Source organism: Salibaculum halophilum (genome assembly GCF_002094885.1).
GTDB classification, from domain to species: Bacteria; Pseudomonadota; Alphaproteobacteria; order Rhodobacterales; family Rhodobacteraceae; genus Salibaculum; species Salibaculum halophilum.
The window spans coordinates 274,136-286,027 of record NZ_MSIT01000001.1; the positions used below are offsets into that span (position 1 = coordinate 274,136).

Consider the following 11,892-nt stretch of genomic DNA (forward strand, 5'->3'; position numbering starts at 1 on the left):
GGGCGAAGCGCCCCCGGGGGGCGGCCATGAAGCTCTCGGTCTGGACCTACGAAGGCCCGCCGCATGTCGGCGCCCTGCGCGTGGCCACCGCCATGACGGGCCTGCACTACGTGCTGCACGCGCCGCAGGGCGACACCTATGCCGATCTTCTGTTCACCATGATCGAGCGGCGCGACCACCGTCCGCCGGTCACCTACACCACCTTCCAGGCCCGCGACCTCGGCGCCGACACCGCCAACCTGTTCCGCACCGCCTGCGAGGCCGCCTACGACCGGTTCCAGCCCCAGGCGATGATCGTCGGGGCCTCCTGCACCGCCGAGCTGATCCAGGATGATCCCGGCGGCATGGCCGAGACCATGGGCATGCCCATCCCGATCATCCCGCTGGAGCTGCCCAGCTACCAGCGCAAGGAGAATTTCGGCGCCGACGAGACATTCTTCCAGCTGGTCCGTCGGCTCGCCGCGCCCATGGCGCGGACCGACACCATCACCGCCAACCTGATCGGGCCCACCGCGCTGGGCTTTCGCCACCGCGACGACATCCCCGAGGTCACCGCCCTGCTCGAAGGGATGGGCATCACGGTCAACGTCTGCGCACCCTACGGGGCCAGCCCCGCGGACCTGACCCGGCTGGGGGCCGCGCATTTCAACGTGCTGATGTATCCCGAAACCGGCGAGGCCGCCTGCCGCTGGATGGAACGCGAACTGGGCCAGCCCTTCACCACCACCGTGCCCATCGGCGTCGGCGCGACACGCGACTTCGTCGCCGAGGTGGCGCGGATCACCGGTCTGGAAGCGCGGCTGGACGAAAGCCGCCTGCGGCTGCCCTGGTATTCGGCCTCGGTCGATTCGACCTACCTGACCGGCAAGCGCGTCTTCATCTTCGGCGACGGCACCCATGTCGCCGCCGCCGCGCGCATCGCGCGCGACGAGATGGGCTTCGAGGTCGTCGGCCTGGGCTGCTACAACCGCGAGATGGCCCGCAAGATCCGCGCGCTGGGCAAGGAGTTCGGCGTCGACGCGCTGATCTCGGACGATCACCTCGACGTGGAAGCGGCCATCGCCGAGGCGGCACCGGAACTGATCCTCGGCACCCAGATGGAGCGCCACACCGGCAAGCGGCTGGGCATTCCCTGCGCCGTGATCTCGGCGCCCATGCACGTGCAGGACTTCCCCGCCCGCTACAGCCCGCAGATGGGGCTGGAAGGCGCGAACGTCATTTTCGACACCTGGGTGCACCCGCTGGTCATGGGGCTGGAAGAGCACCTGCTGACCATGTTCCGCGAGGATTTCGAGTTTCACGACGACGCCGGCCCGAGCCATCACGGCGGCGCCCATGTGCCGCGCCCCGCTGCCGCGGCGGACCCGGCGGCCGCCGAGGAAGGGGGGCCAGCCCCCCGGCCTTCGGCCGCCCCCCGGGATATTTCGGGCCAGAAGACGGACGCGGGCGATGTGATCTGGCTGAGCGAGGCAGAGCGCGAACTCAGGAAAATCCCCTTCTTCGTGCGCGGCAAGGCCAAGCGCAACACCGAGGCCTTCGCCCATGAGCGCGGCCTCGGCGAGATCAGCGTCGACACCCTTTACGAAGCGAAGGCCCATTATGCGCGATGACGTGGCACTGAACATCGGGCCCGCCCCCTACCGCGTGGTGATCCTGACGCTGGATTCGCACGCCGCCGGCCCCTGCGCGCGGGTGGCCGAACGGCTGGCCGGGGATTTCCCTGGGCTGGAGCTGAGCGTGCACGCCGCCGCCGAATGGGGCGAAAGCGACGCGGCCCTGCAAGAGGCCCGCCGCGCCATCGCCACCGGCGATATCGTCATCGCCAACCTGCTGTTTCTGGAGGAACACGTGCAGGCGATCCTGCCCGACCTGCAGGCCCGGCGCGACAGCTGCGACGCCATGGCCGGGCTGATTGCCGACGGCCAGATCGTGAAATGCACCCGCATGGGCACGCTGGACATGGCTGCCCCCGAAAGCGGCACCGCCAGGCTGCTCAAGAAGCTGCGCGGCGGCGGCAAGGGCGGCACCAAGAGCGACGACGGCGCGCGCAAGATGAAGATGCTGCGCCGGCTGCCGCGCATCCTGCGGCTGATCCCGGGCAAGGCGCAGGACCTGCGCGCCTGGTTCCTGGCGATGCAGTACTGGCTGGGCGCCTCGGACGACAACATCGAGTCGATGGTCCGGTTCCTGGTCTCGCGCTACAGCCACCGCGACGACTGGCGCGGGGCCGAGGCCCCGGCGCCGCTGGAATACCCCGAGACCGGGCTCTATCACCCCGACCTGGCCGAGCGGATCACCACCGATCCGGCCGACCTGCCCGCCCCCGCCAAGGCCACGGGCACGGTAGGGCTGTTGATGATGCGCTCCTACGTGCTGGCCGGTGACACCGCGCATTACGACGCGGTGATCCGCGCGCTTGAGGCAAAGGGCCTGCGGGTGCTGCCCGCATATGCCGGGGGCCTGGACGGGCGGCCGGCGATCGAGGCCTTCTTTCGCGACCGCCACGGCGTGACCATCGACACGCTGCTGTCGCTGACCGGCTTTAGCCTGGTCGGCGGGCCGGCCTACAACGACACAGACGCGGCCGTCGAGACGCTCAAGGCGCTGGACGTGCCTTACGTCGCCGCGCATCCGCTGGAGTTCCAGACGCTGGGCCAATGGGCCAGTTCGGCCGGGGGCCTCGGCCCCATCGAGACGACCATGCTGATCGCCCTGCCGGAACTGGACGGGGCGACCACGCCCACGGTCTTTGCCGGGCGCCACGGGCCGGACGGCTGCGCCGGCTGCGACCGGGGCTGCGCCGCGACCTCGATGGTCAAGGAAATGGCCCCCTGCCCCGAACGGGTCGAGGTGCTGGCCGCCCGCGTCGCGCGCCAGGCCGCGCTGCACCGCTCCAAGGTGGCCGAGCGCCGCGTCGGCGTGGTGCTCTTCGGCTTTCCACCCAACGCGGGCGCGGCCGGGACGGCGGCCTATCTGGACGTGTTCGCCTCGCTCTACAACACGCTGCACGCGATGGCCGCGCGCGGCTACGACCTGACCCCGCCCGAGAGCGTCGAGGCGCTGCGAGCCGCCGTGCTTCAGGGCAGCGCCGCACAATACGGGCAAGAGGCCAATGTCGCCGCCCATGTGCCGGCCGAGGACATGGTCGCCAACACCCCCTGGCTGGACGAGATCGAGGCGCAGTGGGGTGCCGCGCCGGGCCGCGTGCAGTCCGACGGGCGCGGTGTCTTCGTGCTGGGCGCGCAGTTCGGCAAGGTCTTCGTGGGGCTGCAACCGGCCTTCGGCTACGAGGGCGACCCGATGCGGCTGCTGTTCGAGCGCGGCTTCGCCCCCACCCATGCCTTCGCGCAGTTCTACCTGTGGCTGAAAAACGCGTTCCGGGCCGATGTGCTGCTGCATTTCGGCATGCACGGGGCGCTGGAATTCATGCCCGGCAAGCAGGCCGGGCCGGGCGCGGCCTGCTGGCCCGACCGGCTGATCGGCGACTTGCCGAACGTCTATCTCTATGCCTCCAACAACCCCTCGGAGGCGACGCTGGCCAAGCGCCGGACGGGGGCGGTGACGGTCAGCCACCTGACGCCGCCGCTGGCGGCCTCGGGGCTTTACAAGGCGCTGGCCGAGCTCAAGGACAGCCTGACCCGCTGGCGCGCAATGGCCCCCGACGCGCCCGAGCGCGGCGAGCTGGAGGCGCTGATCGCCGACCAGGCCGAGGCGGTGGACATGGGCGGCGAGGCGCCCGATGCGCTCTGGCTGCGGCTGCTGGAAACCGAGGACGCGCTGATTCCCGAGGGGCTGCACGTGGTGGGCCGGGCGATGTCGGACGACGCCCGCGCCGATTACCTCGACCTGATGACCGACGCCGATGCCCAGACCCGCGCCCGCGTCGACGCGCATCTGCAAACCGACAGCGAGATCCCGGCCCTGCTGCACGCGCTGGAGGGGCGATATACCCCGCCGGTGCCCGGTGGCGACCTGATCCGGTCGCCCGAGGTCCTGCCCACGGGGCGCAACATCCATGCCTTTGACCCCTTCCGCATGCCCACGGCCTTTGCCTGCCGCGAGGGCGCGAAACAGGCCGATCTGTTGCTGGAGACGCACGCCAGCCTGCCGCGCAGCGTGGCGCTGGTGCTGTGGGGATCGGACAACATCAAGTCCGACGGCGCGCCCATGGCGCAGGCGCTGGCGCTGATCGGAGCGCAGCCGCGCTTCGACAGTTTCGGGCGGTTGTCCGGAGCCGACCTGATCCCGCTGGAAACGCTGGGCCGGCCGCGCATCGACGTGATCATGACCCTGTCGGGCATCTTCCGCGACCTGCTGCCCTTGCAGACGCGCCTGCTGGCCGAGGCCGCGCACAAGGCCGCCCACGCCGACGAGCCGCTGGAGCGCAACTTCATCCGCGCCAACGCCCTGGCCTATGCCGAGACAATGGGCTGCGACCTGGACACCGCCGCCCTGCGCGTCTTTTCCAATGCCGAAGGGGCCTACGGCTCGAACGTCAACCAGCTGGTCGACAGTTCCGCCTTCGGCGACGAGGACGAACTGGCCGACGCCTACGAGGCGCGCAAGAGCTTTGCCTACGGTGTCGACGGCAAGCCGGCGCAACAGACCGCGCTGCTGCAGCAGGCGCTGGGCAACGTGGACGTCGCCTATCAGAACCTCGAATCGGTGGAACTGGGCGTGACGACAGTGGATCACTACTTCGATACGCTGGGCGGGATTTCGCGGGCGGTGAAACGCGCCCGCCAGGGCGCGGAGGCCGCCGTCTACATCTCGGACACAACGCGCGGGGCGGGCAAGGTGCGCAGCCTGGCCGACCAGGTGGCGCTGGAGACGCGCTCGCGCTCGCTCAACCCCAAGTTCCACGAGGCGCTGTTGAGCCACGGCGCCGAGGGCGTGCGCCAGATCGAGAGCAGCCTGACCAACACCCTGGGCTGGTCGGCGACCACCGGCCAGGTCGACCCTTGGGTCTATCAGCGCATGTCCGAGACCTTTGTCCTGGACGAGGCGATGCGCCAGCGGATGAGCGACCTCAACCCGGTGGCCTCGTCGCGAATGGCCAATCGCCTGCTCGAGGCGCACGACCGCGCCTACTGGGCGCCCGACGACGAAACGCTGGCCGCGCTGCGCGATGCGGCCGACGTGCTGGAAGACCGCCTCGAAGGGATCGCCGCCGAATGACGGCCCCGGGCGCATACGGCCACCCGCGCGGTGGTGGGGGCCAGCCCCCACACCCCCGGGATATTTCCGGCCAGAAGAAACACCGGGCGACTGGACCCGGCGATAGGAGGAAACCATGAGTCCACTGGACAGCAAGCAGCCCCCCTCGGCACGCGCCAACATGCGCGAGGCCGCCGGCCTGGAGGCCCGCCGGCAGGTCGAGACGCCGCCGGTTCTCAAGGGCCAGGACGGCGAGGGATCGGTGCAGGTCCATCAGGACCCCTCGGCGCAGATCGAGGGGGCCAAGGTCTTTGCCGTCTACGGCAAGGGCGGGATCGGCAAGTCCTCGACCTCGTCGAACCTGTCGGCGGCCTTTTCGCAGATGGGCCGGCGGGTGCTGCAGATCGGCTGCGACCCCAAGCACGACAGCACCTTTACCCTGACGGGCCAGTTGCAGCCCACGGTGATCGACATTCTCAAGGAGGTGGATTTCCACGCCGAGGAACTGCGCCCCGAGGATTTCGTCTCCGAAGGCTTCGGCGGCGTGCAATGCGTCGAGGCGGGCGGCCCGCCCGCCGGCACCGGCTGCGGCGGCTATGTCGTGGGCCAGACGGTCAAGCTGCTCAAGCAGCATCACATGCTGGAAGATACCGACATCGTGATCTTCGATGTCCTGGGCGACGTCGTCTGCGGCGGCTTCGCCGCGCCCCTGCAGCACGCCGACCAATCCATGATCGTCACCGCCAACGATTTCGACAGCATCTACGCGATGAACCGCATCATCGCCGCGGTGCAGGCCAAGTCCAAGAACTACAAGGTGCGGCTGGCCGGCTGCATGGCCAACCGCTCGAAGGATACAGACGAGATTGACCGCTATTGCGACAGGATCGGCTTCCGCCGGATCGGCCACATGCCGGACGTGGATGCGCTGCGCCGGTCGCGACTCAAGAAGAAGACGCTGTTCGACATGCCCGACGACGAGGATATCGTCGCCTGCCGCAAAGAGTACATCCGCCTGGCCGAGACGCTGTGGAACGGGACCGAACCGCTGGCGCCCGCGCCGATGGAGGATCGCGACATCTTCGAGTTGCTGGGGTTCGACTGATGCCCGACGGCGGTGCCCCCCATATGGCCGCCCCGACGCGGGACCTGTCGCCCCGGACCGGGGGCTGGGCGCGCACGCGCGACCGGGTCGAGCACTATTTCGACCGCACCGCCACCCGCACCTGGGAACGGCTGACCAGCGACGCGCCGGTCTCGCGCATCCGCGAGACGGTGCGGCGCGGGCGTGACAGCATGCGCGCGCGGATGCTGGCCCGGTTGCCCGAGGATCTGCGTGGCGCGCGGGTGCTCGATGCCGGCTGCGGCACCGGGCAGATGGCCGCCGAGCTGGCCGCGCGCGGGGCGGATGTGCTGGCCGTGGACATTTCGCCCGCGCTGGTGGGGATCGCCGAGGCGCGCCTGCCCGGCGGTCTGCCGGGCCGGGTCCGGTTTCAGGCCGGCGACATGCTGGCGGCCGACCTTGGCACCTTCGATCACGTCATGGCGATGGACAGCCTGATCTATTACGACCGTCACGACCTCGCCCGGGCGCTGGGCACGCTTGGCAGCCGCACCCGGGGCGGGATCGTTTTCACCGTGGCCCCGCGCACGCCGCTGCTGATGGCCATGTGGCACACGGGCCGTCTGTTTCCGCGTGCCGACCGCGCGCCAACCATGATCCCGCACGCCCCGGCGGCGCTGCAAAGGGCGCTGCACCGGGCCGAGGCGCCGGGCCGCCTGGCCCCCATCGGCCGGGTCAGCTCGGGGTTCTACATCTCGCAGGCGCTGGAGCTGACGCCATGAGCCTGCGCCGTCGCTCCCCCCTGATGGCGCTGACCACGCGCTGGCTGCCCTTCGCGGATGCGGCCAGCGAGGGGCTGCCGATGGGCCAGTTGCTGCGGCTTTCGCTGTTCCAGGTTTCGGTGGGCATGGCGACGGTGATGCTGCTGGGCACGCTCAACCGCGTCATGATCGTGGAACTGTCGGTGCCGGCGGTGATCGTCGCGGTGATGATCGCCCTGCCGGTGCTGATCGCGCCCTTCCGGGCGCTGCTGGGGTTCCGGTCGGACACGCATCGCAGCGCCATCGGCTGGAAGCGCATCCCCTACCTCTGGTTCGGGTCGCTGTGGCAGATGGGCGGGCTGGCGGTGATGCCCTTTGCCCTGCTGGTTCTGTCGGGCCAGCAGGTCGTCGGCCCCACCTGGGCGGGCGAGGTGCTGGCGGCGCTGGCCTTCCTTATGACCGGCCTGGGGCTACACATGACCCAGACCGCGGGGCTGGCCCTGGCCACCGACCGCGCCGATGACGCGACGCGGCCGCGGGTCGTGGCCCTGCTCTACGTGATGTTCCTGCTGGGCATGGGTGCCTCGGCGCTGATCATCGGCTGGCTGCTGCGTGACTTCGCGCCCTTCACCCTGATCCGCGTGGTCCAAGGTGCCGCCGTGGTCGGTATCGTGCTCAACCTGATCGCCCTGTGGAAACAGGAGAAGGTCACGCCGATGAGCCGCGAAGAGCGCGCCGCGCCGCGCCCGCGGTTCCGCGCCGCCTGGGCCGACCTGGCCGCGGGCGGACAGGCCGGGCGGCTTCTGGCGGTGGTCTTCCTGGGCACAATGGCCTTCAACATGCAGGACGTCCTGCTTGAGCCCTACGGCGGCGAGATCCTGGGGCTGTCGGTTTCGGCCACCACGACGCTGACGGCGGTCTGGGCGGCCGGCGCGCTGCTGGGCTTCGCGGGCGCGGGGCGGATGCTGGCGCGGGGCCGCTGCCCCCATCGCATCGCCGCAATGGGGCTGCTGGCCGGGATCGCGGCCTTTTGCGTTGTCATCTTCGCCGCGCCCATGGGCTCGGGCCTGATGTTCTTTGCCGGGGCCGGGCTGATAGGTCTGGGCAGTGGCCTGTTCGCCGTCGCGACGCTGACGGCGGCCATGACCATGCCGGCCACCGGGGCCGCCGGGCACGGCCTGGCGCTGGGCGCCTGGGGCGCGGCCCAGGCCACCGCCGCCGGGCTGGCCATCGCCCTGGGCGGCGGCCTGCGCGACTGGATCGGCGGGCTGGCCACCTCCGGCGCGTTGGGCGCGGCGCTCGACAGCCCCGCGACCGGCTATTCCTTCGTCTATCACCTCGAGATCGGCCTGCTGTTCCTGACGCTCGCCGCCCTCGGCCCGCTGGTGCGGCACGCGCCCGCCCGCGCGCAGACCCCAAACCAGGAGACGGCCCGCATCGGCCTGGCCGACTTCCCCACATGAGACCCGCCCGCGAAAGGACACGGACATGACGGAAACATTCTTCGGACAAGTGGACCTGGCCAGCGTATCGCTCTGGCTGTTCTGGATCTTCTTCGCCGCGCTGGTCTTCTACATCCAGCGCGAGAACATGCGCGAGGGCTACCCGCTGGAGGACGACGCGGGCAATCCCTCGTCCAACGAGGGGCTGTTCCCGCTGCCGCGCGACAAGACCTTCACCCTGCCCCACGGCCGCGGCGAGGTCACCGTGCCCTCGGGCCAGAGCCCCGAGCGCAGCAACCTCGCGATCGAGAAGACCTCGGCGACGAACGGCTTTCCGCTCGAGCCGACGGGCGATCCGATGGTCGACGGTGTCGGCCCGGCCTCCTGGGCGCCGCGGCGCGACGTGCCCGAACTGGACGGCCACGGCCATCCCAAGATCGTGCCCATGGCGGCGACGGATCACTTCAACGTCGCCGCCGGGCGTGATCCGCGCGGACTTCCGGTCGTGGCGGGCGACGGCGAGGTCGTCGGGGCCATCACCGACCTGTGGATCGACGAACCCGAGCAGCTCGTGCGCTACATCGAGGTGGACCTCGACGCCGACCACGGCGGCGGCAAGCGCCTGATCCCGCTGACCATGGCCCGGATCAAGTCGACCGAGGTCAAGGTGCGCTCGATCTTCGGGCAGCACTTCGCGGGCGTGCCGCAGAACGCCTCGCCCAACCAGGTGACCATGCTGGAAGAAGAGAAAATCTGCGGCTATTATGCAGGGGGCACGCTCTATGCCTCGCAGGCGCGGCAAGCGCCGCAACTGGGCTGAACAAGGAGAGGTTGCCATGAGTGCCGAACACGACGACTTCGCGACCGAACCCGTCGAGGGCCTGCCCGAGACCCCGCCCGAGGGCGAGCATATCCTCTGGCAGGGCCGCCCCGACTGGTGGGCGCTGACGCGGGACTCGCTCAACCTCGGCTGGGTGGCGGCCTATTTCGTGGCGCTGGCGCTCTGGCGCTTCGGGATGCTGGTCGACCAGGTCAGCGTCGCCAGCGCCTTCGCCGCCTCGTTTCCCTTCCTGATCCTGGGCGGCATCGCGGCGGCGCTATTGCTGCTGATCGGCGTCGTGCAGGCGCGCAGCACGGTCTACACCATCACCAACCGCCGCGTGGCCATGCGCATCGGCGCGGCGCTGACGGTGACGCTGAACCTGCCCTTCACGCAGATCGCGAACGCCGACCTGACCACGCGCCGGAACGGCACCGGCACCATCGCGCTGGAGCTGCTGGGCGACACCAAGCTGAGCTACCTCGTGTGCTGGCCGCACGTGCGGCCCTGGCATATCCGCCACCCCCAGCCCGCCCTGCGCTGCATCCCCGACGCCGAGACGACTGCCGGGCTGCTGGCCGAGGCGGCCGAGGCGCGCGTGAACGCGCCGCAAGTGGCCCGGACCGAAACGCCCCGGCCCACCGCCGTGGCCGCCGAATAAACAGGTGCGAGAGATGACCCAGACCGAGACCCATACCACCGCCATCCACAACAAGGACCTGATCCCGCGCGCCATGGTCCGGGCCATGTTCGCGCTGGTCATGGCCGTCCTGGTGCTGGTCACCCTCGCGCGGCTGACCGACCGGCCGCTGATCGCCACGCCACCCGAGGGCGACGTGGTCAAGTCGCGCGAGCTGGTCATGTCGGGCGACATGTCCGGCGCGGTCACGGTGCGCGCGCCCGACGGCGGCCTGATCGCCGATCTGGGCCCCGACAAGGGCGGCTTCGTGTCCGGGGTGATGCGCGTCATCGAGCGCGAACGCACGAAACACCGGGTCGCCCTCGAGGGGCCCGTGACACTGAGGCGGCACGACACCGGCCGCCTGACCATCCACGACCCCTCGACGGGCTGGAGCGCCGACCTCATGGGGTTCGGCGCGGACAATGCCGGGGCCTTCGCTTGGCTTCTGGCGCAATGAGGCATGTCCCCCGGCGGGCGGGAACCCCCCGGGACCGGCATGCGCCAACAGGGAAAAGGAGGCCAATAATGGGATGGCTTACCAGGGAAATTGAACGTGCCCCCTGCACGGTGGAGATCAGCCACAAGTTCGAGTCGCTGCACGCGCACCTGCGGTTCAACAACGGCGCCACCGTCTATCCGGGCGACGAGGTCAAGGTGCACGGCCCCGAGATCATGGCGCCCTTCGGCGAGATCGTCACCGAGGACCGTGAGGCGACCATCGTGCGCGCCAGCGGGCTGGAGCGGCTCTGGACACGGCTGACCGGCGATTTCGAGGTCATGGAGCTTTGCGAGTTTTCCTTTTCCGAGGAGGTGACGCTATGAACGTTCACGCAGATCACAGCGCCGACGCGAAAACCGCCGAGGAAGGCATCGCCATCCAGCAGGAGCAGGCGAAATTCGACAGCGCCGCGGCCACCGAGGCGGCCATGTCGAACACGCTGCTGACCCCACGCTTCTACACCACCGATTTCGACGAGCTCGACGCGATCGACGTCAGCCCCGTGCGGGCGGACTGGGACAAGCTGATCGCGCAGATGGAGGCCGACCCCAACAAGGGCCACTTCAAGAAGAACGAGGACTGGGACCACGTCGACTGGGAGGGGATGGACCCCGCCCTGCGCAAGGAATTCATCGACTTCCTGATCTCGTCCTGCACCGCCGAGTTCTCGGGCTGCGTGCTCTACAAGGAAATGAAGCGGCGCGGCACCAACCCCGACGTCACGCAGCTGTTCCAGCTGATGGCGCGCGACGAGGCGCGGCACGCGGGCTTCATCAACGACGCCCTGCGCGAGGCGGGCGTGGCGGTGAACCTCGGGTTCCTGACGCAGAAGAAGAAATACACCTACTTCCGGCCCAAGTTCATCTACTACGCCACCTACCTGTCGGAAAAGATCGGCTATGCCCGCTACATCACCATCTACCGGCACCTTGAACAGCACCCCGAGCATCGCTTTCACCCGCTGTTCAAGTGGTTCCGTGAATGGTGCAACGACGAGTTCAGCCACGGCGAGGCCTTCGCGCTGCTGATGCGCACGGACCCCAGGATCACCAGCGGTCGCAATGTCTACTGGATCAAGTTCTTCCTGACGGCCGTCTTTGCCACGATGTACGTGCGTGACCACCAGCGCCCGGCCTTTCACCAGGCCCTGGGCGTCGATCCCGACTGGTACGCGCAGGAGGTGTTCACAAAGACCTCCGAGATCTCCAAGCAGGTCTTCCCGATCACGCTGGATATCGAGAACCCGCGCTGGCAGGCGGGGCTGGAGCGCCTGCAGCGGGCCAATGCCGACCTGGACGCTGCGCGCAAGCGGGGCGGGCTCATGGGCGTCGTCAACCGCCTGACGGCGCAGGCGCGCGCGGCCACGGCCTTTGCCCGGCTCTACTTCATCCCGGCCAAGCGGCACGACGTGCCCGACAGCCCGCGGCTGCAGCCCGCCTACTGATGATCGCCGCGGGGACATATCGCG

At 69.6% G+C, this 11,892-nt stretch carries 10 protein-coding genes; all 10 read left to right on the forward strand.

Going from position 1 to position 11,892, the window contains the following annotated elements; all coding sequences use genetic code 11:
• Nucleotides 1–26 precede the first annotated feature (26 nt).
• On the forward strand, nt 27–1,610 hold the full coding sequence (gene bchB, locus BU124_RS01340) for a ferredoxin:protochlorophyllide reductase (ATP-dependent) subunit B (protein ID WP_084860636.1): 1,584 nt from the start codon (nt 27–29) through the stop codon (nt 1,608–1,610).
• The gene (locus tag BU124_RS01345; protein ID WP_084860637.1) at nt 1,600–5,178 is read left to right on the forward strand and encodes a magnesium chelatase subunit H; all 3,579 of its coding nucleotides are present in this window, start codon (nt 1,600–1,602) and stop codon (nt 5,176–5,178) included. The genes bchB and BU124_RS01345 overlap by 11 nt, the downstream gene beginning before the upstream one ends.
• Before the next feature lie 160 nt (nt 5,179–5,338).
• Nucleotides 5,339–6,262, forward strand: coding sequence for a ferredoxin:protochlorophyllide reductase (ATP-dependent) iron-sulfur ATP-binding protein (gene bchL, locus BU124_RS01350; RefSeq protein ID WP_084860682.1), 924 nt, complete (start codon nt 5,339–5,341; stop codon nt 6,260–6,262).
• 23 nt (nt 6,263–6,285) lie between these two features.
• The gene (bchM, locus tag BU124_RS01355; protein ID WP_084860683.1) at nt 6,286–7,002 is read left to right on the forward strand and encodes a magnesium protoporphyrin IX methyltransferase; all 717 of its coding nucleotides are present in this window, start codon (nt 6,286–6,288) and stop codon (nt 7,000–7,002) included.
• On the forward strand, nt 6,999–8,444 hold the full coding sequence (locus tag BU124_RS01360; RefSeq protein ID WP_084860638.1) for a PucC family protein: 1,446 nt from the start codon (nt 6,999–7,001) through the stop codon (nt 8,442–8,444). Before bchM ends, BU124_RS01360 begins: the two co-directional genes overlap by 4 nt.
• A 25-nt stretch (nt 8,445–8,469) precedes the next feature.
• A complete protein-coding gene (gene puhA / locus BU124_RS01365; protein WP_084860639.1) occupies nt 8,470–9,243 on the forward strand; it encodes a photosynthetic reaction center subunit H in 774 nt (257 codons plus the stop codon).
• 16 nt (nt 9,244–9,259) lie between these two features.
• Nucleotides 9,260–9,904, forward strand: coding sequence for a photosynthetic complex putative assembly protein PuhB (gene puhB / locus BU124_RS01370; protein ID WP_084860640.1), 645 nt, complete (start codon nt 9,260–9,262; stop codon nt 9,902–9,904).
• Nucleotides 9,905–9,917: 13 nt separating this feature from the next.
• On the forward strand, nt 9,918–10,382 hold the full coding sequence (gene puhC / locus BU124_RS01375; protein ID WP_084860641.1) for a photosynthetic complex assembly protein PuhC: 465 nt from the start codon (nt 9,918–9,920) through the stop codon (nt 10,380–10,382).
• A gap of 68 nt (nt 10,383–10,450) precedes the next feature.
• Complete coding sequence (locus BU124_RS01380) at nt 10,451–10,747, forward strand: hypothetical protein (protein ID WP_084860642.1); 297 nt, start codon at nt 10,451–10,453, stop codon at nt 10,745–10,747.
• Nucleotides 10,744–11,868 carry a magnesium-protoporphyrin IX monomethyl ester (oxidative) cyclase gene (acsF, locus tag BU124_RS01385; RefSeq protein WP_084860643.1) on the forward strand — a complete coding sequence of 375 codons (1,125 nt, stop codon included), beginning with the start codon at nt 10,744–10,746 and terminating at the stop codon, nt 11,866–11,868. The genes BU124_RS01380 and acsF overlap by 4 nt, the downstream gene beginning before the upstream one ends.
• The last annotated feature ends 24 nt before the right edge of the window (nt 11,869–11,892 follow it).